Consider the following 23,635-nt stretch of genomic DNA (forward strand, 5'->3'; position numbering starts at 1 on the left):
ATTCCAGGATGCAAGAAGCATTGCGCCAAAACAAAAAGCCATTACTAAAAAAACTGGGAATTTACATTGGCCTTCTGATAATTCTACCGATGGTGCTAGGCTACTATGTTCTAGGGCTTAACCATTGGGACATGTCGATCCCTATGATATATGGAAATGGGGATGACATATGGCAATTGACCCTGACGAAAGTATTAACCGATACGGGATGGGTGCTTAGCAATCCATTCCTAGGAGCACCAGAAGTTGCAAGCTGGCATCACAATGCCGCCGCACAAACCAGCGCACTGCACTCAGTCATCATGCTGGGTCTAAACTTTTTTATCAAAGACCCAATTTACCTTCAGCAATTCTACTACCTGCTGAACTTTTCATTGATCGCACTCACATCTTTCACTGCTTGCAGACTGCTTAATATCTCTAGGCTCTGCGGGGTTTGTGTCGCCTTCCTATTTGCCTTTACTACCTTCAGAATAAATTTTCTTATTTACTCTTTTATACCCAATTATTTCATAGTTCCTCTTGCCCTCGTTTCTGTAATATGGACTCTACAGGGAAAATTTGATCACATACTTTTGGCAGCCCCCAAAAAACTTATAACTGATCGTTTTTTTCTGCTCGGCGCACTTTTCATTTTACTCATAGCGATATCCGATGGGTACTACGCGTTTTTCATACTACTCACACTCGGATTTTCAGCTGGTGCCCGAGCTGTATTGGTGGGCTGGAAAAAACCTATCCTGCTTACCCCCTCTACCATCTATATTTTGCTGCTTGTCGCAGCGTCATTACTGATACAGCTACCACTCTACACTTACAAAAAAAATCATCACAGTGAGTTTTACCCCACGGGAAATACAGCGGATCCCGTGTTGATAAAGCACCCTTTTGAGGCTGAAGTTTATAGCACAAGCCTGAAGCAACTTATCGCTCCCGCCACCAATCATAGAATACCGTCAATCGCAAAAGCAGGAGAGAAAATCCTAAGCTCTAATACCGCCGCAAGAAAATACTCATCCGTTGCCGCAGTCTCTCTCGGCCTTTTGGGATCACTATTACTTGCGGCAGCACTCACCGCTCTAGCACTTCCCATACTCAGAAAAGCTGACACCTCCGCCACAACCAATAATCAATTGAGCTTGATCGACACCCTACTCCCCTTAATCCTATTTTCATTGCTGTGCTGCATATTTGGAGGCATTGGCACTCTGGTAGCTTTGATATTCCCTACCATCCGTGCCTATGATCGTTTCGCCGTACTCCTTATTTTCTTCCTACTATTATTCGGCGCCCGAATAGCTGATGGATGGCGAGATCGCAAAGAACAAAAAGGACGAATGATCGCTTCAGTACTGATTCTAACTATTACTATCGTAGGACTGTTCGATCAGATCCCTGCGACTTCGAACCGCAGAAATCAACCCTTTGCAGATCAGTATAAAGCAGAGCGCAATTTCGTTAGCCAGTTAGAACAGACCATTCCAAAAAACTCAATGGTCTATCAATACCCTTACGCTCAATATTTACGCGAAAGCCCTTACTACGGGTGGGGCGCTTTTTCCCAAGTCCGCCTTTACCTAAACTCACACACAATTCACTGGAGCAATGGTGGCGCGAAAAATAGCCCAGCAGATGACTGGAATTACAGGATATCTAAACTCACTTTCACGCAACAACTGACCGAAATCGAAGCATTGGGTTTCAAATCTATTGTAATCGACCGAACTGTCGTCAAAGGCGAGGAGTATTCGGCAATTCACCAAACCTTACAGGCGCGTAACTACAAGGTAGTCGAGGACGACGCGAGCAATCTTGCCTACGCACTCCTGGATGATCCTGGATACCGTATACACTACGAACCTGACTACAAAAATATCAGCACTATTGAAATCAATTCAAAAGAAGCGGCAAACAAAAATCTTTACCCTATATTGTTAAACCGGGACATGCTTGTCGCCTTTATCCATAGTTACCCTGGAAACATCCCAGTTACTGTCGACAACAAGACGCACCCAGAATTATTTCTGGACGGAACAGTATTAACAAAGGGCACGGGTGATTCTGCGATTACTCCACTTGAAGCCATGAAAGGCAGTCTCTCCTGCACCCGAGAAGAAGGTACATCTTCATATAAAAACCTGACATTGACTTTAACCAATGAAAGTAACTTCAACTGGAGCATAGGGGCAGGACAATTCCCGATAAAAATCGGATATCACATTGAAAGAACAGATGGAGCAGTCACTCAATGGGACAATGGATATCGTGCATCGAGTAATCGCGTTCTACCGCCGGGCGAAAGCGAGACGCTAACAGTCCCTCTCAGTGCCCTCCAGTTACCGAGCGCTAGCAAGACCGAATCATCACAGTTACGATTCGCTCTGGTACAGGATGGCAATGCCTGGTTCTCTAACATCAGTTGCACTATTCCGCTTTGATGGCGAGCGTTGCCCCCTAACGGCCAGAGATCCAGCTGAAGGCAGTGCTCGTCCCCCACAGATCTTTAGATCCGATTAAAGCCCGGCCCTGCCCCCCCCACGGGATCAGAGCCGGGTAGAGTAAGCAGCAGTGCTCACGATTACTCATGTGATAAAGTTTCGCACTCTGGGGAGAACCACCTCCTAACGGTTGCTCCTATTGCTCACGGCCTCCCGAGAATAAAATTAAATCGCCCCGGACTCTCTAGACACCTTGCAAACTCATTGCGTAACGCTTTTCAAACTCTACCGGCGACAGTTGTTTGTTGAAGCCATGCCGACGTTTAACGTTGTAGAACATCTCGATGTAATCGAACACATCACTACGAGCATCTTCCCGCGTGGTGTAGGTTTTCCGCCTGATCCGTTCCCGTTTCAGAAGCTGGAAATAGCTCCCGGCCACAGCATTGTCATGACAGTTGCCTCGGCGACTCATGCTGGCAATCAAATTAAAGCTGCGCCAATCGGAGCTGCTGTACTGGCTACCAGGCCGAAATGAACCATCACCTCTTGCTTCGGTTTACGCCTCCAAACCGCCATCAACAACGCATCAATAGCTAGATCACTGGTCATCTGCGACTTCATTGACCAGCCAACGACCTGACGAGAAAACAGATCCAGCACCACCACCAAATACAACCAGCCTTCATACGTGCGAATGTAGGTGATGTCGATGCCCCAAACTTTGTTGGGTTCTACGGCATCGAACTGGCGCTTCAGCAAATTGGGCGAGGCGACCGCTGGCTTACCGCCGTACTTTACCGGGCGACGTCGATAACCTGTCTGAGAGCGCAGTCCCGCAAGACGCATTAGCCTCGCCACACGGTGCCGACCACAGTCTTCACCGACCTCGCGCAGATCGTCATGGATTTTGCGACAGCCATAAACGCCGCCGCTCTCCAGCCAGAAATGCTTGATCAAACCCACCAGTCGCTGGTCGTCTTTGGCACGTACAGATTGCGGCTCAGCCAGCCAGGCGTAATAACCGCTGGGATGGACTTTCAGCGCCAGGCAAAGCCGTCGAATCGAATAGTCGCCCGCGCGCAGCTTGATAAAGGCGTACTTCAGCCGCACTCCTTGGCAAAGTATGCGGCGGACTTTTTTAATATGCCTGCTCTTCAGTGACGCGCTTGAATTCCGCTCGCAGGCGACGCAATTCAGCGTGCTGATCATCATCCTGCTGCCGTTCTACTTGAGGTTTGCTGTAGCGCTTTATTCAGGCATAGAGGCTATGCGTCGACACGCCGAGACGGGCAGCTACCTCAGCAACGGGTAGCTTGTTTTCGGTCACTTGATTGACTGCTTGGATTTTGGATTCTTCGGGATAACGTGGGTTGCTCATGGCACCTCCTGATTGGCCTCATTCTAAGGCAAAGAGGTGCCTACGAAACTCGGGGCGATTCACATCATTTTTTGTGGCGAAAACTACCCCGTGCAGAATTTGGTTAATCCATCCTAATTCCGAATCCGGAACGAAAAACAGATCAAAAAAGTCATTTTCACGGTTAGAATCCCCCCCATAAACTGAGTAACCACAAGGATTTTTCCAAGACATGAAGTACCGTTCAGATATTGATGGACTCCGGGCGATAGCCGTCCTGAGTGTGGTGATTTTCCATTTGAATGTCGGATTACTTCCTGGCGGATTTGTCGGGGTCGACATATTTTTCGTGATTTCTGGCTACCTTATTTCGAAGATCATCTACGCAGAGACTAGCAACGACTCATTCTCCATCGCGAATTTCTACGTAAGACGAGCACGCCGGATCCTGCCTGCCTTTCTGTCGGTGATAGTCACAACATCGATTGCCGCCTATTGCCTACAGTATCCAAGTGAACTTGCAAACTACGCAAAATCCGCTATCGCCTCAGCGCTTTTCTCCGCAAACATCTACTTCTATGCCACCCTCAATTATTTTTCGCCCTCCGCGGATGAGATTCCGCTTCTGCACCTTTGGTCACTTGGTATCGAGGAGCAATTCTATATCTTCTTCCCGTTAATCATCCTGGGACTTTCGAAAGTTTCAAAACGGTTGATACCCGCAACCATCGTTATCATGCTGGCTGTATCGTTGTTTTTCTCGCAGCAATTACTCTCTACAAACCCAACCGCGTCGTTTTATCTTCTGCCGTTTCGTGCATTCGAGCTTCTTATCGGGAGTTTGATTGCACTTCCTGCGCTACACCTAAAAAAACCTCCGATAATCTCGCTATGCCTGTTTGCGCTGGGCATGGCCGGATTGGCTTACCCAATATTCTTCTACAATAGTCAAACCCCGTTCCCTGGAATCGCCGCAGCCCTACCGTGCTTAGGCGCAGCGCTCATTATCATGGCTGGCGAGCAAGGCGACAGGATGTCGATGCTCTTGGGCTCCCGACCGATGGTATTCGTGGGAAAAATATCGTACTCCCTGTATCTCGTTCACTGGCCTTTGATTGTATTCGCCAAACGCGCATTCCCTAATGCAGACAAAGAGATCGCCGCACTGGTGATTTTTGCAATGGCCATTCTTTTAGCTTGGTTAAATTACAAACTGATTGAGCAAACTTTCCGTTACGCAAAAAAGCAATGGACGCCTGCACACATCTTGTCAGTCGCATCTATGTCTCTTTGCCTAGTGGTAGCCATAGGATGGTTCATCTCACACAAACACGGCTTCCCCTCATCTTCCCAAAGTCGAATCGATCAAGTGCTTACGACGATGTCCTACAATCCAACTAAGGATTATCAAGCGGGGGAATGTTTTCTAGACCCGGATCAAGATCCCGCTAAAACGGACCTCCTACGTTGTGTACCCTCTGGAAAAAAGAAAATGGCGCTTCTTTGGGGAGACAGTCATGCCGCACACCTCTATATGGGGCTACGTAAAACACTTGGCGAACATAACATCTCACTTGGGCAGTTAACGGCCTCAGCATGCGCTCCGATTCTAGGCATGGATATGCCGGCACGCCCTTACTGCAAGAATGCAAACGAAATATTCTTAAAAAAAATCGAGGCCGCTCGACCCGATATTCTAATCATTACTGCCGGCTGGCCAATATCGCCCGAATACATGGCGTCCTTAGATCGAACGCTGGATAAAGTAGACACCTTGAACTTGACTAAAGTGGTTGTAATAGGTGAAGCGCCACTTTTCAAACGCAGCGTTCCCTTGATCATGATTGATAGGATAAAAGGCAAGATGTTCAACTTCAACTCGTCAAATGATGTTGATTGGGAGGTCATGCAACGGTCCGAGGCTGCCGTCAGTGAGGTGGTCTCTCATCACAACCGTATTGCTTATGTATCACTGACAAAAGCGGTATGCCCTAACGGGTCCTGCCCAATGGCATCTCCCGATGAAAAACCCCTGATCTATGACATCGTGCACCTGACACCAGAAGGATCAGGTCTATACGCCAAGGAAATAACACCGTTGATCGTAAATTAATGCCTCAATACGTTATCAATACGACTTTAGTCATCGCAAAAGTATCCAGTGGCGAACAGGATGTTCGTGTGAGATATCTGACCACGTTACCGCAGGCCCAGCCCGGACTATCGAGAGCCTCATCAGTTTCGGGCAGATCTGTGGGGGTATCTCCCAACGAACACCTGGCGCGCCCATGATCAAAGAAAATCCATCGCGCGGCAATACGACCTGATATTTGACGCTGACAATCTGAACTTGTCTGGCCCAGGCTGTGTCTTTACCTGAACAAACATGGCCTTTTGCAGAGCAATGTCAGAAGGTTAACGTTTACGATGCAGCGTCCACTGGACTCACCCCAACCCGATCAGCGGCCAGTGCCGCGTCAGTGGGCAAAATGTGCCAATGCCCTTGTCGGGGAGGAAAAAAAAATACGACGTGGTAACATCGCCGATGTAACGCAGCACCTCTGCAGAAGGGCTACAGGAAGAGGCGGTTGCCAAAACCGACCTCACTGTTACCCTTCCCCCATACAGACCCTCTAGGCAGCGCGAGATGAGCTAATGTCTTGATTTTGATTAAAGTAGGTCGCTGGTGAACGATACAAAGTGGGCAAATAGCCATCAACCCAAGTTTACCGAATGGCACTTTGACAGGATACAAACCCACAGTCCTCCGACCAGAGTGGACAACAGAAAACGGAGCTCGCAATTACCGTGCTGGGATTAATAAAGGCGACTTTCGACCTGAGCTCCCCTTCTGAGATGAGTGTGTTGTACGTGGGGCAAAAAGGCTTGCTTGACCGCACGCTGCGCAGGGTACCGATAACTTACCTTGATGGCGGCGCAGGACGAACGGATGCAGGGTGAAGGTGAATTTGCGAAGCTTTCCAAATAATTAGGATGATCAAATGTCTGCAACAAGCGTCAAGGCATCAGTACAGGGTTCCGTACCACACTTCGCCGGAAAAAAAGTTTGGATTACAGGGCACAAAGGAATGCTTGGCTCTGCTGTAGTCCGGAATTTTAAAGACGAGGATGCCCAACTACTGCTGACGTCTAGGGCCGATTTGGATCTTACCAACCAGGCTGCTGTATACGATTGGATGGCAGAGCACCGCCCGGACTATATCTTTCATGTCGGCGCCAAGGTCGGCGGCATTCATGCCAACGCAACGCTGCCTGCATCGTTCATTTACGACAACTTGATGATTCAAACGAACGTCATCTCTGGCGCTCACAAGTTCGGGACCAAAAAATTACTCTTTGTCGCCACCAACTGCACCTATCCCAAAAATGCAGCACAACCTATTACCGAAGAGACGCTACTCACGGGCCCTTTGGAAGATAGTATCCGCGCGTACGCTGTCAGCAAAATTGCTGGCATTGAAATGTGCCGGGCCTACCGCAAACAATATGGCTGTGACTTCGTCTCCGTTATCCCGCCAAATCTTTATGGCCCCGGTGACAACTACCACTCTCAACACAGCCATGTCGTTGCGGGAATTCTCCGTCGTACGCATGCGGCCAAAGTCCTGCAGCAGAAAGAGTTCGTCGTTTGGGGCGATGGCACTCCACGACGCGAGCTCCTGCATGTTGACGACCTTGCCGACGCAATGAAGTGCGTAATGCTCGCGCCAACCACTGACGACCTCTACAACATCGGCTGTAATCACGATATCGCCATCGCCGACCTTGCTGCGATGATTGCGGAGGTCGTCGGCTATGAGGGAAAAATCGTTTACGACACGAACAAACCAAATGGCACTATCCGCAAGCTACTGGATAGCAGCAAGATTAGAGCGCTTGGATGGAAACCTAAAATTGATGAAAAAACAGGGCTCAAAAGCGCCTACGAGGACTTCTTGAACTTGCTTGAGTCGCCGACCCCGGACGCACGTATCGACATCTGATGCAAGCACCGCAGGCGAACCGTCATCTTTTAATTTCCTACATTTGGATCCAATGTAATGAACAATGATTTCCCTCTGCCCGAGGGTTTATTTGGTCGCTTCGGAGTTGTAAAACTTTGGCCAGGTATTAAAACCGCAGAAGATGAGTGCATCGCACGTCTAAAACTGGCAGCCAAAGCCATTGGGGTTGAATGCGTTGAAATCCTCGCCGATGGCGGCTTCGTCTCCGCTCCGGATATAAAAGCGTCCAAGGCGAATGTCGATTTTGTGATTCACCTCCACTACGACACCCCAAAGCGCTACGACGCGTTTTCCTTTGTCGCACTCTGGAACCCGCTGAAGTTCTACCATGAGTGGGGCTATCAACGTTGCTCGCGCAACCTGACCACGCACGATGACTTCCTCAGTTGCAGCTCCATTGCCGCCGATGACCATGTGGCCCGAATGGTACGTGGCGCTACGACGCACTTACCCGCGCACTTCAAGCTGTACCACTCCACCCCCCAGATCGTACATGAACCTTCGCTGGGTGACGGCAAACTGTTCTACGCCGGTATTAACTGGGAAGCGATCGTCAGCAGTCGTCAATCGCGCCAGCAGGAAGTGCTCAAGCGACTCGACCCTACCGGTCTGCTGAAAATCTACGGCCCAACTATTTTTCAGGGCGTACGTGTCTGGGAAGGTTATCAGAGCTACGTTCGAGAGATTCCGTTCGACGGAAACTCCATGATCAACGAGATCGCCAAAGCGGGGGCGGCACTGGTACTGTCCTCCCAGGCCCACCGCGACTCGGAAATGATGTCGAACCGTCTGTTCGAAACCATTGCTGCTGGCACCCTTGTCATCTGCGATGAGAATCCTTTCGCGCAAAAATTCTTTGGCGATTCACTTCTTTATATCGACAGCCGGTCTCCGATGGAGCAGATCTACGGCGATATCACAGCCCACCTCAGCTGGATAAAAAGCAATCCCGAAGAGGCCATGGCCAAGATCAAAAAGGCACAGGCTATCTTCAACGGCCATTACTCGCTGATCGGCAGCTTGAAGGAACTGTACAGTGGCCTGAAGGAGCGCAAGCAACAATTAGTCACACGACATCTTGGGACCGAAGGCGAAAAAACACATATCAGCCTAAACCTCTTGATGCCCGAGTACTCTACTGCGGCTCTGAAAGCACACGTCGAAAGTGTCCGCCATCAGGATTACAGAAACTTCACCGCCACGCTGGTCATCGATAAGGTAATCGCTGGCAGCCTGAAACCGGAAATTTCAAGAATCCTCAGCGCCTCGCCTATTCCGATTCAGATAAAGGAAGTTGAAGCCTACAGGTACGGCATTCATCCTGGAATCAAGAGCAAACGTCCGCTAGGAGAAATTCTTCAGGAACTGGTAAACGACGCAGCGGAATCCGACGCGATCATATTTGTCGCACCGAATGAAAAGCTGTTCTTCAACCACCTGACCGTTCTAGCTGGCGCCTTGCAAAGCGACGATCAAGTGAACTGCGCGGCAACCGCGGTGATCATGGACGATGGTCACTCGCCTGTGCATACCGTTCACGAGTTGATCGACTTTGGTCATGTGGACGCTGCCGGCCCACCCGGATATGGCCGCTTCATTTTCAGGACTGCGTCGCTCCCTGCCGACCTGGGTATCGCACTCCATTATCTTGACGGGCGGCCACTGGCGGCAATGATCAGCGGTAAAATCAAGCACCTGCTGCCTGCTACCGTCACATTGGATATCCGTCAGTCGTTCCCCGAAAGAACTTGGGATGAGGCCGCAGAAACCGAACTAATCAAGGATTTCAATCCTGGAGTACTTAAGGTTTCGGCAGGGTTCTACATGCCTGAAGTACCCACCCCTGTCGTCGTAGAGTCGCCGCGGCAGCACATCGCCCGGCTGTTCCTTAACAAGGCATGGGTCAAGGCTCAGATCCAGGCGATCAAGACCCAAGGCTTCAGGGCTCGCTTTGAAATACTGAAGCGGAAGCTGAGATGAACCCGCACTCACCCGCCCCCGTCTCGCTGTTGTCACTGATCAAAAGCGTTTGGTCAAACTGGCACCTGATCCAGCAAATGACCAAACGGGATGTCATCGGACGATACAAAGGTTCGATGATGGGTATTCTGTGGTCATTCGCGAACCCGATACTGTTGCTGGTGATTTACACGCTGGTCTTTTCAGTCGTGTTCAAGGCTCGCTGGGGAACCGGCGAGCCTGGCAGCAAAGGTGAGTTTGCGATTCTGCTATTCACCGGAATGATCGTTCATAGCTTGTTTGCCGAGACATTGACTCGGGCCCCCACGCTAATTTTGAGCAACGTAAGTTACGTAAAGAAGGTGGTCTTCCCTCTGGAGATTCTCCCTATCATTGCCATGGGCACCTCCTTCTTCCACGCGTTGGTCAGTATTGGCGTATTGTTGGTCGCACAACTTCTGGTTCACGGCACCATCCCCTGGACAGTCGTTTTTCTGCCACTGGTGATAGCACCGCTGATCGTGCTGTCTTTAGGCCTGGCCTGGATACTTGCATCGCTTGGGGTGTATTTACGCGATGTCGCCCACCCCATTGGCCTGCTTATGACCTTGCTGCTGTTCGCCTCTCCGGTTTTTTACCCCATTTCCGCTCTACCCGTCGAAATCCAACCTTGGCTGATGCTCAATCCCCTCACCTTCATTATCGAGCAAGCCCGAGCGATACTAATCAGTGGTTCAATGCCTAACTTCGCTGGCCTCGCAGTTTATGCTGTTGTGGCCTTGAGCTTTGCTTGGGCGGGATATGGCTGGTTCCAGAAGACCAGAAAAGGATTCGCGAATGTCCTCTAATGAATTCGCAATTCGTGTGGAAGCCGTTTCCAAGCGATTCGAAATATTTGAACACCCTCGTGATCAACTCAAGCAATTCATTTACCCGAGGCTGCGTCGCCTGCTCCGCAGGCCAAGTCGTAACTACTTCAAGGAATTCTGGGCTCTTCGCGAAATTTTCCTTGAAGTTCGCAAAGGCGAGTCCTGTGCAATCGTCGGACTGAACGGCAGCGGTAAAAGCACTCTCTTGCAAATCATCACCGGCACCCTCACCCCCACTACAGGTAAGGTGAGCATCAACGGTCGTGTAGCTGCTTTACTTGAACTGGGGTCAGGCTTCAATCCTGAGTTCAGCGGCCGCGAAAATGTTTATATGAACGGAGCACTACTGGGCTTCAGCCGTCGTGAAATCGAAGCAAAAATACCCGACATAGAGGCGTTTGCTGATATTGGTGAGCACTTCGAACAAGCCGTTTCATCGTATTCCAGTGGCATGCAAATGCGTGTCGCCTTCGCCGTTTCGACGGCGTTCGAGCCCGACATTTTGATTATTGATGAGGCGTTGGCGGTAGGCGATGCCTACTTTCAGCAAAAGTGTTTCCAACGCCTGGAAAGCTTTCGCGCACGCGGGGGGACGTTACTGTTCGTGTCCCATGATGCCAACACGGTCAAACACATTTGCAACAAGGCTTTGCTACTGAGCCATGGCCGAACACTCAGTTTTGGTGCACCTCGAGACGTGATCGATTTGTATCAAGGGTTGGTTGCCAAAAAAACCGACATGAGTAGCGGCGAGGTATCTATCGATCAGAGCATTGCTCCTGCAACTGAGAGCCTCGAAGCGATTGAGCGCCCCAAGGCGTGGACAAAAGCTACAACCATCACGACCAACGGCGACGCCGAACTTATCGACTTCGCCCTCCTGAACGCCGAAAACCAGCCTGTCACCCACATTGAAAGCGAAACTCAGTTAACCGTTCGATACGTGGTCAAACTGAACAAGGACTTCGAGCGCCCTGCCTATGGCCTTATAGTCAGGGACCGTTTGGGACGCTCGATATTTGAGACCAGCACTTTTGCCTTGCAAATGCCCGAAGCGCCATGCGAAGAAGGCGCCCAGGTCCTCGTAAGATTCAACCTCAATCTGAATCTAAAGGCGGGTCAATATTCATTTTCGGTGGGTGTTGCAAATAAAGGTTTCTCTAGAAGCGAATTTGAAGAGTACAGCTTGCTGATGCATGACGTTGAACAGCTGCAGGTTACCGAATCGCCGCTGGCAGCGTTCTATGGCGGGATTTTCAATATGCACCCGGTTGTCTCAGTGGATTTATTGGAAGAAAAACAAAATGTCTGATCTCAATACACTGTCCCAACAGCTCGCAGAAGCCCTGCAAGAATTGAAGGCTTTGAGCGAGCGTCAGATTCACTTTGAAACGATTCTTCTGAACAAAGGCCTTTCGACTGAGGACGTAGGAAGTTTTAACCCCCTACTACGTCGCAATTTCGTCAGCAATGCTGACGCAGCCCAACAAAAGCACTTGATGCATACGTGGAAACATAACTCCCCACGAGTGCTTGAGCCTTCAGATTTGGTGGAAAGCGGGTTTCGTGCGTTTTCGCAAAATGATGAAGACGGAATCTTGTTGCGCCTATTCACACATATTGGCTGCACCAATCGCTATGTCATCGAAATTGGCAGCAACTGCAGCGATTCTGATGTTGGGATTCCGGAAAACCTGTCGACAAATTTGCTGGTCAATCATGGCTGGCATGGAACAATTTTTGAACTCGATGCAACTGAGTGCAGCAGAATGCGTTACTTTTTCGCGCGCACAGCTTCGACGCGGCATTACCATTGGACTCGAGAGGGCGAAACCGAATACTACTCGCCGAAGATCGTTCAGCAAGCCATTAGCCCGGAAAATATCAACGGCCTGCTCATGGCAAACAACCCGGAACCGGAACCCGACCTCTTCATCATCGACATCGATGGCGGTGACTTCGCAGTCATGGAAAACCTGCGTGACATCAGACCTCGCGTAATTGTCGTAGAGTTTGAAAAGCGCTTTCGCGAACGGCACAGCGTCGTCCAGCGTGACCGAGAGCAATTCAACCGTAGATGGCAGCAATCAGGGGCAGCAAGCCTGACCGCCTGGACGACCCTTCTGAAGCCAAAGGGCTACGAACTCTGCGCAGTGGGAACCTGCTGCTTCAATGCTTTCTTCGTACGCGAAGACATCGCCAAAGGCAATTTGACTGCTCTGAATCCAAAAGAAGCATTTGACTCCCATCCAGTATTTTCAGCGATTGATGATGCTTTCTGGCTTATGCCTGACGAAAGCTGGCAACCATTTTAAATTTGCACCTGCGGCAAAGGAATGGGCCTCAGTGGCGGGGCAGCATCGGAGGTGTAGCTTCTCGATCAGGGCCTGCAGAGACTAAATACAGAAATCTTGGCATACTTGCGTATATACGCCTATATTTGTTGTCGCTATATATAAAGGATAGCAAGGACAGTTCAAGGCAACGCTTCTGATGACTTGAATCAATGCACTTTAATATTTCAACCGTGTGAACAATCTAGCAAAACTTTTGCTTTTTTTCGTAACCATCACAAATCTGTCTGTGATACTCGCCAGATCAGTTTGCCTATACTCTTCTTTCGAAGAGAAACCTCGTGCCTAATCGATATCGAGGAATATTGCAGAGTGATACTACGCTGGTGCTTGCCAAGCATCGCTGCGATAGCGTCACTCAACGTCACATCCCTCTCACTGCCAGCTTCAAGACATGCTCCCTAGGCAAAAGAGGCAAAGTGCCATCCTTCGATTAGGACTATCAAGCCAGGCAAACTCGATCGAGAGGATTAAGTGATTCGTTCTGGATCAAAAAAATTTGCACTTCGGCAATAACGAGCTCTCAAAAAACCAATGCATTTCCAGTGGCGGTATGAGGGAGATGTCTGATTTTCTGGCGATAAATGTCCAACTTCGCCGTGATTTTCAGCCACAAGCAATTAAAGCCGCCTGCCCATACACCGTAGAAGTCACAAGCTACCAGGATACATTGAGAATTCAGCCCCATTGAGGCAGTATAGACGATCGTGATTTGGGCCCGGATCGAGCAAATTGATCATGCGGAACTATCTACCCGCTTACGTACCTAAAGAAGATTTTTTGAATCAAATACGTTAAGAGAAGCATATGAAAAAAGTTGCGCTTATTACTGGAGTAACAGGTCAAGACGGATCCTACCTGGCCGAGTTGCTTCTCGAAAAAGGTTACGAAGTGCACGGTATAAAGCGCCGGGCATCATCCTTCAATACCGACCGTATCGATCACCTTTACCAAGACCCCCATGAGTCAGATCGTCGCTTGGTCCTGCACTATGGCGACATGACCGATTCGACCGGCCTGATCCGCATCATCAAACAAATACAACCCGACGAAATCTATAACCTGGCTGCCCAGTCCCACGTTGCGGTCTCGTTCGAAGAGCCAGAGTACACTGCCAACTCGGACGCGCTGGGTGCCTTGCGTATCCTTGAGGCGATCAGGATCCTGGGGCTCGAGAAGAAGACCCGCTTCTATCAGGCTTCAACCTCCGAACTGTACGGCTTGGTGCAGGAAACTCCACAGAAGGAGACCACACCTTTCTACCCACGCTCCCCTTATGCAGTAGCAAAGCTGTACGCATACTGGATTACCGTCAACTACCGGGAAGCGTACGGTATCTATGCCTGTAACGGCATTCTCTTCAACCACGAAAGCCCGGTGCGCGGCGAGACCTTCGTCACTCGCAAGATTACCCGTGCACTCGCACGCATCAAGCTGGGCCTGCAAGACTGTCTGTATCTGGGCAACCTTGATGCACTGCGCGACTGGGGCCATGCGAAAGACTACGTCGAGATGCAATGGCTGATGCTGCAGCAAGAAACTCCGGAAGACTTCGTTATTGCAACCGGCAAGCAATACAGCGTTCGCGACTTCGTCAACGCGGCAGCGAAACACGCCGAAATCGACATTACCTGGAAAGGTCAGGGCGTCGATGAGAAAGGCTACGACGCAACCGGTAAATGCATAGTTTCCGTGGATCCGCGGTACTTCCGTCCAACCGAGGTGGAAACATTGCTGGGCGACCCAACCAAAGCGAAGCAGAAACTGGGATGGACGCCTAAAATCACCTTTGAGGATCTGGTCAATGAAATGATGACCGAGGACCTCAAGTCAGCGACCCGTGATGAGTTGGTAAAAAAGCACGGCTACTCCGTTTACGATTACCACGAGTAATAGTTAGGTGGATAAACGCGCCAAAATATACATCGCAGGCCATGCCGGTATGGCTGGCTCTGCGATCCAGCGGCGGCTATCCGCCGCTGGATTCAGCAATTTCGTCACCCGTTCGCATGCTGAACTTGATTTGACTCAACAGGCTGCTGTCGATGCTTTTTTCGCAACAGAAAAACCTGAGATTGTGTACTTAGCAGCCGGCAAGGTAGGCGGAATCAAAGCCAACAACAACTTTAGAGCTGAATTTATATATCAAAACCTGATGATAGAGGCGAACGTAATTCACAGCGCTTGGAAACATGGCGTCGAACGACTTCTTTTTTTGGGCTCCAGTTGCATATACCCACGGGACTGCCCCCAGCCGATCCACGAAGACCACCTGTTAACCGGACCGCTGGAACAAACCAATGAACCTTACGCCCTCGCCAAGATCATGGGTGTAAAGATGTGCGAGAACTACCACCGCGAATACGGTGCAAAGTTCATAGCCGTTATGCCGTCAAATCTTTATGGCCCCAATGACAGCTACAACCTGGAAAACTGTCATGTGCTGCCGGCACTGATTAGCAAAGCCCATGAAGCAAAAATTAGCGGCGCATCAGAGTTAATAGTTTGGGGTTCGGGAAAGCCAAAGCGCGAGTTCCTTTTCGTCGAAGACATGGCCGATGCTTGTCTACACTTGATGGAATCCAACGTTGACAGCGGACTATTCAATGTTGGAATGGGCAGTGATCTATCCATCCGCGAACTAGCAGAGTTAATTATGGAGGTGGTCGGGTATAACGGGCAGATCGTATACGACCAGAGCCAGCCTGACGGTACACCCCGTAAACTACTCGACATCACTCGCCTAAAGAACTTGGGATGGGCTGCCAAAACGCAACTGCGTGAAGGTATAGCATTGACCTACCAAGATTTTCTCAGCCGTCTGGATCGCCACTGAATGCATCAACCCTTGGTTACGATTACAGTCCCCTCCTTCAATCAAGGGCGTTATCTCGACGACGCCTTAAGGTCCATATTTGAACAAAATGTCCCTGTGGAGGTGTTTGTTCTGGATGGTGGTTCCACCGATAACTCGGTGGAAATCATCCGTAAATGGGAACACAAGCTAGCTGGTTGGCGCAGCTATCCAGATAAAGGCCAAGCAGCTGCTATCAACGAAGGTATCCTTCAAGGTAAAGCACCGTATGTCTGCTGGCTGAATAGCGATGACTGGTTCGAGCCGGACGGACTAAAACGACTGATCAGTGCCATTGAAACAGCACCTGAGGCCTCAGCCGTTTATGGGAAATGCTGGAACGTTATTCAAAATACCGGAAAACGCAAACCGGTTTGGGTTGAGCCGTTCAGCGAGCGCAGGCTAGCGCTTCGCTGCATTATTTCCCAACCAGCGACGCTGATTCGACGATCCGCATGGCTGAATATTGGCGGCGTGAACCCCTCCTTGCATATGGCTATGGACTACGATCTTTGGTGGCGACTCTTCAAAATAGTGGGCCCTCTCAAATATATCGACGCGTTTGTAGCGGTCAATCGAGAACATGAAGCGACCAAAACAAAAACTTTGCGCCGCCGCCATTATCAGGAAGCTATGGCGGTGGTGCGTAAGTATCACGGTAGCGTTCCCTTAAAGTGGTGGCTTTTTCAGCCCTACGCCGTCTGGCTCAAATCCATCTTTCCATAGCCGGAAGTTACCATGCGCATTCTGCATTTTTTTAAAACCGCCCTTCCTGACACCATGGGCGGCATAGAGCAAGTGATTGATCAAATTTGTCAGCAGTCTCATCGTATGGGGGCGACCTGCGAAGTCCTTACGCTGTCTCCCAACCCAATTCCAGCCACAATAGAAATGAACGGTTATCGGGTTCATCGCGTTAAAGAAAACCTTAATATTGCCTCAACAGGCTTTTCGTTAGAGGTTTATTCGAAGTTTAAAGAACTTGCGCGGAATGCGGATATCATTCATTACCATTTTCCATGGCCATTCATGGACTTGATCCACTTTGCCAGTTGCACCGGAAAACCCAGCGTTGTTTCATACCACTCTGACATCATCAACCAGAAATTTCTCTTAAAGCTCTACCGCCCACTCCAAAATATATTTCTGCGTAGCGTCAACCGGATCATTGTCTCATCCCCCAACTACCTGGAATCAAGTGCTGAGCTTTCTGCATTTCATGACAAAACCACAATTATTCCTATAGGTCTCAACAAGGAAAGCTACCCAATCCCCTCCACTGCTCTAACGACACGCTGGGCGGAAGAAATGAGCGAGCGGTTCTTCCTGTTTGTTGGCGTATTGCGCTACTACAAAGGGCTTCACACATTGATGGAAGCTCTCCAAGGCACTGGATACCCTATGGTCATCGTAGGAGATGGACCAAAGAAACAAGAACTCATGGCGCAAGCAAAAAGTATGGGGCTTCAAAACGTCCACTTTTTGGGCCGTCTTCCAGAAGCAGACAAAGTCGCGCTAATTCAACTTTCAACAGCCATCGTATTCCCCTCGCACCTTCGTTCCGAAGCGTTCGGAGTGTCACTACTGGAGGGGGCAATGTATGGAAAGCCGATGATCTCGTGCGAGATTGGTACGGGCACTACGTACATCAACATTGCCGGCGAAACCGGGCTGGTAGTTCCACCAGAGCACCCGACAGCGCTTCGCCAAGCGATGCAACACCTTTGGGACAACCCGCAAGAAGCATTGGTAATGGGCGAAAAGGCGCAGAGTCGTTACAACCTGCTATTCACGGGGGAGCAAATGACACGAGCCCACATCGAGGTCTATCAGGACCTGCTGAACACGTAATGAAACACCAGCCCGATTTGACTCGGGCTAATGATTAGCGGATTACCTACTGCCTTCAGCTCGACCGTAGCTATCCTCGAACCTGACAATATCATCTTCCCCTAGGTAATCGCCGCACTGCACCTCAATTAATACCAAGTCAATCATCCCCGGGTTTTGCAGACGATGCGTGTGCCCAGCACGTATATACGTGGACTCATTGGTATTGAGCAAGAACCGTTGTTGGTCGTTAACGACCAATGCCATACCACTGACCACAATCCAGTGCTCACTGCGATGGTGATGCATTTGGAGCGACAACGAGCCTTGAGGTTTTACGACAATGCGCTTGATCTTGAAGCGAGTGCCCTCTTCCAAGGTAGTGTAAGCCCCCCAGGGACGCTGCACCGTAGTGTGGTCCAAGTGCGAGCAATGACCGTTTTTCTTCAACTGCGCAGTGATTACCTTGATGTCTTGGGCATGGTCCTTGTGCGCGACCAACAAAGCATCCGGCGTATCGACAATGATCAGGTTTTCAACCCCGACTAACGCGGCCAGTCGACGCTGGCTGCGCACGTAGTTGTTGGTGGAGGCATGAAGGATGGCTTCGCCTTCGATACGGTTGCCTTGCTCGTCCGCTGGCGAGAGTTCACTCATGGCCTTCCAAGAGCCAATGTCACTCCAGCCAATATCACAAGGTATGGTCGCCACTTTGTTTGAGCGTTCCATCAGTGCGAAATCGAGGGAAATGTCCGGTACTTTGGCAAAGCTTTCCGGCTCCAGATGCAGGCTGCGATGGCTGCTGCCTTGCATCACACCGGAGCCAGCAAGGCATAGATCTACGGCGCTGGCGACATCCGGCGCACAGAGCGCCATTTCTTCAATAAGTGTGCCCGCACGGAAACAGAACATCCCGGAGTTCCAGTAATACTCACCGGACGCCAGGTAGTCTTTCGCAGTATCCAAATCTGGTTTTTCGACGAAACGCTTGACCTTGAAGCCGTTGACTAATGACGCGTCGGTATCTTTTTGAATGTACCCGTAGCCAGTTTCCGGATATTCGGGCTTCACCCCAAAAGTCACCAGCCAGCCGTCCCGGGCCTGCTGCGATGCAGACTCGACTGCTGCAGCGAACGCCGCCTGATTGTCGATCAGGTGGTCCGCCGGCAACACCAGCATAATCGCGTCAGGGCCGTGAGTTCGGGCCACTTCCTGCGCCGCTAATGCGACCGCAGCAGCGGTGTTGCGGCCAAAAGGCTCGAGTACGAAACCCAAGTTGGTGTAGTTCGGCGCAGTGGCAACATATTCATCAAGGGTTTTGAAGTAGAGATCACGGTTTGTGATCGTCAATACTTCTGTTACGTCATTTAACGCCAAAGCGCGACTGTATGTTTTTCGAATCAAATTGCCACCATCGGGCAATTCGATAAACGGCTTGGGATGAGCAGTACGTGAAACAGGCCATAGACGGCTGCCTGAACCGCCACAAATAATGACTGGAACGAGTGTCACGCTGTACTCCTTTACTAAATATCACATCATTTATCAGGCCAAAAACTCACCAACATAAATACTGCGGGCTCGAAGGAAGCGACTTAGAGCCTAGCTGACCCTAGACAAACCTAACCGAGAAAATGCTGGACATGAAGAAAAGCAAATCACTTTTCTTACAAAAATAGGGGCATATTCTTCACTGGATGGTAATTTTTGTCTAGGAAAAGCCGGATCTATACCCGCGCAGCTACCCGTATTCAGATGGATAAAAACTGACCTACCATTCACAACGGCTCACTTCATTGAAGATTAAGACACACCGCCTTACAAATCGTGTCATTGATCTTTATTACTTTTCTCTCGGATTTCGCACGCATCGGGATATTACGACGTACAAAAAGCTCGCAAACCGTCACCGGACATTTAGAGAAATTTCCTTCAACTATTCCGGAAACCTGCCGATAACCGATGAAAGCCTTGCGGATTGAAAACTCATGCGTAATAACCAACCCGTTACCCAGCGCGAACGTACCTTCCCCGCTCAGCAACGATTGATCTCCACCACCGACGCCAAAGGCGTGATCACCTACTGCAACGACGCCTTTGTCGAGATCAGTGGGTTCTCCCGTGAAGAACTGGTTCGCGCACCGCACAACCTGGTACGTCACCCTGATGTGCCGGCGGCGGTGTTCGCGCACATGTGGGGCACCTTGAAACAAGGCTTGCCATGGATGGGCATCGTCAAGAACCGCTGCAAGACCGGCGACCACTACTGGGTCAACGCCTATGTGACACCGATCTTCGAAGGCAGCCAGGTGGTGGGTTACGAGTCGGTCCGAGTCAAGCCCACCGCCGAACAGGTGCGCCGCGCCGAAGCCCTCTACCAGCGCATCAACACTGGCAAGTCGGCCATTCCCAAGCGTGACAAGTGGCTGCCTGTGCTGCAGGACTGGCTGCCGTTCATCCTGGTCAGCCAGCTGAGCTTCATGATCGGTGCCTGGCTCAACTCCCACTGGGGCTTCGCCCTGGCCGCCGCGCTCTCGGTGCCCCTGGGCCTGCTGGGCCTGAGCTGGCAGCAGCGCGGCCTCAAGCGCCTGTTGCGCCTGGCCGAGCAGACCACCTCCGACCCGCTGATCGCTCAGATGTACACCGACAGCCGCGGCGCCCAAGCCCGCCTGGAGATGTCGATCCTGAGCCAGGAAGCGCGCCTGAAGACCTGCCTGACCCGCCTGCAGGACACGGCCGAGCACCTCAACGAGCAGGCCCGCCAGTCCGACACCCTGGCCCACAACAGCTCCAGCGGCCTGGAGCGCCAACGGGTCGAGACCGAACAGGTGGCCACCGCGGTCAACCAGATGGCCGCCACCACCCAGGAAGTGGCCAGCCACGTGCAACGCACCGCCGACGCAACCCAGGAAGCCAATCGCCTGACCGGCCGTGGCCGCGATATCGCCGGGGAAACCCGCGAAGCCATCCAGCGCCTGTCGGTGGTAGTGGGCGAAACCGGGCTGACAGTAACCCAACTGGCCAAGGACAGTGACGAAATCGGCGGCGTTGTCGACGTGATCAAGGGCATTGCCGACCAGACCAACCTGCTGGCCCTGAACGCAGCCATCGAAGCCGCCCGCGCCGGTGAAATGGGCCGCGGCTTTGCCGTGGTGGCCGACGAGGTGCGTCAGTTGGCACAGCGCACCAGTGAGTCCACCGGGCAGATCCATACCCTGATCGCCAAGCTGCAGCAGACAGCCGCCACCGCCGTGCAGACCATGGACGCCGGTCATCGTCAGGCCGAAGAAGGCGTGGCCCGGGTGCTGGAAGCCGACCAGGCACTGGTGGGCATCAGCGAAGCGGTGGCCAACATCACCGACATGACCACCCAGATCGCTGCCGCCACCGAAGAGCAAAGCTCGGTGGCCGAAGAGATCAGCCGCAACATCAGCACCATCGCGCAACTGGCGGACCAGACTTCGGAGCAGGCCCAGCATTCGGCCGAGCTCAGCGAAGCGCTGACCCGCACCGCACACACCCAGTACTCGCTGGTGGAGCGCTTCAACCGCTAAGCCCCCTAGGGCCGGCAACAAAAAACCGGAAGCCAAGGCTTCCGGTTTTTTTATGCCCGAAAATCCACCCGACAACCGTAGGAGCGAGCTTGCTCGCGATAAATCTTCACCGCGCTCCAAATTCGAAGGCCGGGTGAACGTTTCGCGAGCAAGCTCGCTCCTGCAGGATCAGCTCAGCGCTTTCAGGAAGGCAGCAACCTTGAGCGCCGCAGATTCCAGATGCTGCCCATGGCTGAAACCCGAGGCCTTCAGGGGCTTGAGATCGTGATCAGCGGCCGCCAGCCAGTACAACTCAATACTGGCTGCCAATGTATAGGCCTCGACCGCCTGGCGATTGCCCAGGGCGTCACGCTCGCCCTGCACGATCAGGCTCGGCACTGACAGATCGGCCAGATGCGCCACCCGCGGTTTTTCCGGTTTGCCGGCGGCATAGAACGGATAGCCCAGGCACACCAATGCATCGGCCTGCAGTTCATCAGCCAGCAAACTGGCCATGCGCCCGCCCATGGACTTGCCGCCCACCGCCAACACCCCAGTGACATAAGGTCGCACCAGGGTATGCACCTCGCGCCAGCATTCCAGCAGCCTGGGCGCCGGGTTGGGCGGGCGTTTGCCGCTGTCCAGGCGCCGCTGGGCCATGTAGGGAAACTCGAAGCGCAAGACGTTCACCCCATGCCCCGCAAGGCGTACAGCAATATCGTTCATGAACCCACTGTCCATGGGCGCGCCGGCGCCATGGGCGAGGATCAGGGTCGGCGCCGACTGCACCTCGACGCCCTGCGCGACATCCCACAACCAGCCCCGCTCCCGCACACACTGCGCCCATTGACCCCCGTCAATACTGGCCTTGTGCTCATTGCTCATGCTTGCCTCGCTTTTAGTCTGCCTATAACTCCAGACGAAGTGAGCGCGCCTTGCCGTGCGCAGTCGCTTTCACTTCAACTGAACCGTGGATGGGGAACCATGAACACTTCTATCAGTACCGCCTACAACTACAAGGTGGTCCGCCAATTCGCCATTATGACGGTGGTGTGGGGCATCGTCGGCATGGGGCTCGGGGTTTTTCTCGCTGCCCAGTTGGTCTGGCCCGAACTCAACTTCGACTTACCGTGGACCAGCTTCGGCCGTCTGCGGCCATTGCACACCAACGCGGTGATCTTCGCCTTCGGCGGCTGTGCGCTGTTTGCCAGCTCGTTCTACTCGGTGCAACGCACCTGCCAGACCACGCTGTTCGCGCCGAAAATCGCCGCGTTCTGCTTCTGGGGCTGGCAACTGGTGATCCTCCTGGCGGCCATCAGCCTGCCACTGGGCTACACCAGCTCCAAGGAATACGCCGAACTGGAATGGCCGATCGATATTCTGATCACCATTGTCTGGGTGGCCTACGCCATCGTGTTCTTCGGCACCCTGATGCAGCGCAAGACCAAGCACATCTATGTGGGTAACTGGTTCTTCGGCGCGTTCATCATCACCGTGGCCATCCTGCACATCGTCAACAACCTGGAACTGCCGGTCAGCTTCACCAAGTCCTACTCGGTGTATGCCGGTGCGACCGATGCGATGGTGCAATGGTGGTACGGCCACAACGCCGTGGGCTTCTTCCTGACCGCGGGCTTCCTGGGGATGATGTACTACTTCGTACCCAAGCAGGCCGAGCGCCCGGTGTACTCCTATCGCCTGTCGATCGTGCACTTCTGGGCACTGATCACCCTGTACATCTGGGCCGGTCCGCACCACCTGCACTACACCGCGCTGCCGGACTGGGCTCAGTCCTTAGGGATGGTGATGTCGCTGGTTCTGCTGGCACCAAGCTGGGGCGGCATGATCAACGGCATGATGACCCTCTCGGGCGCCTGGCATAAGCTGCGCAGCGACCCGATCCTGCGGTTCCTGGTGGTATCCCTGGCGTTCTACGGCATGTCGACCTTCGAAGGTCCGATGATGGCGATCAAGACCGTCAACGCCCTCTCCCACTACACCGACTGGACCATCGGCCACGTACACGCCGGCGCCCTCGGCTGGGTAGCGATGATCTCCATCGGCGCGCTGTACCACCTGATCCCGAAAGTCTTCGGCCGCGAGCAGATGTACAGCACCGGCCTGATCAACACCCACTTCTGGCTGGCTACCATCGGCACCGTGCTCTACATCGCTTCGATGTGGGTCAACGGTATCGCCCAGGGCCTGATGTGGCGTGCGGTCAACGAGGACGGCACCCTCACCTACTCCTTCGTCGAAACCCTGGTGGCCAGCCACCCAGGCTTCATCGTGCGACTGGTGGGTGGTGCGATCTTCCTCAGCGGCATGTTCCTGATGGCTTACAACACCTGGCGCACCGTGCGTGCCGCAGTGCCAGCCGAAGTCAACGCCGCTGCGCAGATGGCCTGAGGAG

Annotated in this window: 15 protein-coding genes and 1 pseudogene; 13 read left to right on the forward strand and 3 right to left on the reverse strand. The window is 52.1% G+C overall.

Going from position 1 to position 23,635, the window contains the following annotated elements:
* Positions 1-8: 8 nt before the first annotated feature.
* Positions 9-2,438, forward strand: a complete 2,430-nt coding sequence (locus AC1RCO_RS30000) for a hypothetical protein (RefSeq protein WP_492618335.1) — start codon at positions 9-11, stop codon at positions 2,436-2,438.
* 244 nt (positions 2,439-2,682) lie between these two features.
* Here AC1RCO_RS30000 and AC1RCO_RS30005 read toward each other — a convergent pair.
* Positions 2,683-3,819, reverse strand: a pseudogene (locus tag AC1RCO_RS30005) (IS3 family transposase).
* 211 nt (positions 3,820-4,030) lie between these two features.
* Here AC1RCO_RS30005 and AC1RCO_RS30010 point away from each other — a divergent pair.
* The 10 genes from AC1RCO_RS30010 (at position 4,031) to AC1RCO_RS30055 (ending at position 17,710) form a co-directional block, all read left to right on the forward strand.
* The gene (locus AC1RCO_RS30010) at positions 4,031-5,911 is read left to right on the forward strand and encodes an acyltransferase family protein (protein ID WP_492618336.1); all 1,881 of its coding nucleotides are present in this window, start codon (positions 4,031-4,033) and stop codon (positions 5,909-5,911) included.
* Positions 5,912-6,800: 889 nt separating this feature from the next.
* The gene (locus AC1RCO_RS30015) at positions 6,801-7,802 is read left to right on the forward strand and encodes a GDP-L-fucose synthase family protein (RefSeq protein WP_041116927.1); all 1,002 of its coding nucleotides are present in this window, start codon (positions 6,801-6,803) and stop codon (positions 7,800-7,802) included.
* Between the two features lie 57 nt (positions 7,803-7,859).
* Complete coding sequence (locus AC1RCO_RS30020; protein ID WP_065363458.1) at positions 7,860-9,803, forward strand: glycosyltransferase family protein; 1,944 nt, start codon at positions 7,860-7,862, stop codon at positions 9,801-9,803.
* On the forward strand, positions 9,800-10,630 hold the full coding sequence (locus tag AC1RCO_RS30025) for an ABC transporter permease (protein WP_041752056.1): 831 nt from the start codon (positions 9,800-9,802) through the stop codon (positions 10,628-10,630). The genes AC1RCO_RS30020 and AC1RCO_RS30025 overlap by 4 nt, the downstream gene beginning before the upstream one ends.
* A complete protein-coding gene (locus AC1RCO_RS30030) occupies positions 10,620-11,963 on the forward strand; it encodes an ABC transporter ATP-binding protein (protein ID WP_492618337.1) in 1,344 nt (447 codons plus the stop codon). The genes AC1RCO_RS30025 and AC1RCO_RS30030 overlap by 11 nt, the downstream gene beginning before the upstream one ends.
* Entirely contained in the window at positions 11,956-12,966 is a 1,011-nt protein-coding gene (locus tag AC1RCO_RS30035) for an FkbM family methyltransferase (RefSeq protein WP_015634793.1), read from the forward strand. Before AC1RCO_RS30030 ends, AC1RCO_RS30035 begins: the two co-directional genes overlap by 8 nt.
* 846 nt (positions 12,967-13,812) lie before the next feature.
* On the forward strand, positions 13,813-14,898 hold the full coding sequence (gmd, locus tag AC1RCO_RS30040; RefSeq protein WP_015634792.1) for a GDP-mannose 4,6-dehydratase: 1,086 nt from the start codon (positions 13,813-13,815) through the stop codon (positions 14,896-14,898).
* Positions 14,899-14,905: 7 nt separating this feature from the next.
* Complete coding sequence (locus tag AC1RCO_RS30045; protein ID WP_492618338.1) at positions 14,906-15,841, forward strand: GDP-L-fucose synthase family protein; 936 nt, start codon at positions 14,906-14,908, stop codon at positions 15,839-15,841.
* On the forward strand, positions 15,842-16,585 hold the full coding sequence (locus AC1RCO_RS30050; RefSeq protein ID WP_492618339.1) for a glycosyltransferase family 2 protein: 744 nt from the start codon (positions 15,842-15,844) through the stop codon (positions 16,583-16,585). It abuts the gene before it with no gap.
* A 12-nt stretch (positions 16,586-16,597) separates the two neighbouring features.
* Positions 16,598-17,710: a glycosyltransferase family 4 protein gene (locus AC1RCO_RS30055; RefSeq protein WP_492618340.1), complete on the forward strand. Its 1,113-nt coding sequence runs from the start codon at positions 16,598-16,600 to the stop codon at positions 17,708-17,710.
* Positions 17,711-17,752: 42 nt separating this feature from the next.
* Here the strand turns inward: AC1RCO_RS30055 and AC1RCO_RS30060 are convergent, their stop codons facing one another.
* Positions 17,753-19,201, reverse strand: a complete 1,449-nt coding sequence (locus tag AC1RCO_RS30060) for a mannose-1-phosphate guanylyltransferase/mannose-6-phosphate isomerase (RefSeq protein ID WP_015634788.1) — start codon at positions 19,199-19,201, stop codon at positions 17,753-17,755.
* 476 nt (positions 19,202-19,677) lie between these two features.
* Between AC1RCO_RS30060 and AC1RCO_RS30065 the strand changes: the two genes are divergently transcribed.
* Positions 19,678-21,243, forward strand: coding sequence for a methyl-accepting chemotaxis protein (locus AC1RCO_RS30065; protein ID WP_047284945.1), 1,566 nt, complete (start codon positions 19,678-19,680; stop codon positions 21,241-21,243).
* A gap of 168 nt (positions 21,244-21,411) precedes the next feature.
* Here AC1RCO_RS30065 and AC1RCO_RS30070 read toward each other — a convergent pair whose 3' ends face one another.
* Entirely contained in the window at positions 21,412-22,107 is a 696-nt protein-coding gene (locus AC1RCO_RS30070) for an alpha/beta family hydrolase (protein WP_492618341.1), read from the reverse strand.
* Positions 22,108-22,206: 99 nt separating this feature from the next.
* On the opposite strand from AC1RCO_RS30070, the gene ccoN reads away from it, so the two are divergent.
* On the forward strand, positions 22,207-23,631 hold the full coding sequence (gene ccoN, locus AC1RCO_RS30075; protein ID WP_011060245.1) for a cytochrome-c oxidase, cbb3-type subunit I: 1,425 nt from the start codon (positions 22,207-22,209) through the stop codon (positions 23,629-23,631).
* The last annotated feature ends 4 nt before the right edge of the window (positions 23,632-23,635 follow it).

It is taken from the genome of Pseudomonas sp. GW823-FHT03E05, from assembly GCF_058796855.1.

Excerpts from the sequence above, each read along its gene's own strand:
- AC1RCO_RS30000 (WP_492618335.1), top strand. The coding sequence starts at position 9 with ATGCAAGAAGCATTGCGCCAAAACAAAAAGCCATTACTAAAAAAACTG.
- AC1RCO_RS30010 (WP_492618336.1), top strand. The coding sequence starts at position 4,031 with ATGAAGTACCGTTCAGATATTGATGGACTCCGGGCGATAGCCGTCCTG.
- AC1RCO_RS30015 (WP_041116927.1), top strand. The coding sequence starts at position 6,801 with ATGTCTGCAACAAGCGTCAAGGCATCAGTACAGGGTTCCGTACCACAC.
- AC1RCO_RS30020 (WP_065363458.1), top strand. The coding sequence starts at position 7,860 with ATGAACAATGATTTCCCTCTGCCCGAGGGTTTATTTGGTCGCTTCGGA.
- AC1RCO_RS30025 (WP_041752056.1), top strand. The coding sequence starts at position 9,800 with ATGAACCCGCACTCACCCGCCCCCGTCTCGCTGTTGTCACTGATCAAA.
- AC1RCO_RS30030 (WP_492618337.1), top strand. The coding sequence starts at position 10,620 with ATGTCCTCTAATGAATTCGCAATTCGTGTGGAAGCCGTTTCCAAGCGA.
- AC1RCO_RS30035 (WP_015634793.1), top strand. The coding sequence starts at position 11,956 with ATGTCTGATCTCAATACACTGTCCCAACAGCTCGCAGAAGCCCTGCAA.
- gmd (WP_015634792.1), top strand. The coding sequence starts at position 13,813 with ATGAAAAAAGTTGCGCTTATTACTGGAGTAACAGGTCAAGACGGATCC.
- AC1RCO_RS30050 (WP_492618339.1), top strand. The coding sequence starts at position 15,842 with ATGCATCAACCCTTGGTTACGATTACAGTCCCCTCCTTCAATCAAGGG.
- AC1RCO_RS30055 (WP_492618340.1), top strand. The coding sequence starts at position 16,598 with ATGCGCATTCTGCATTTTTTTAAAACCGCCCTTCCTGACACCATGGGC.
- AC1RCO_RS30065 (WP_047284945.1), top strand. The coding sequence starts at position 19,678 with ATGCGTAATAACCAACCCGTTACCCAGCGCGAACGTACCTTCCCCGCT.
- AC1RCO_RS30070 (WP_492618341.1), bottom strand. The coding sequence starts at position 22,107 with ATGAGCAATGAGCACAAGGCCAGTATTGACGGGGGTCAATGGGCGCAG.
- ccoN (WP_011060245.1), top strand. The coding sequence starts at position 22,207 with ATGAACACTTCTATCAGTACCGCCTACAACTACAAGGTGGTCCGCCAA.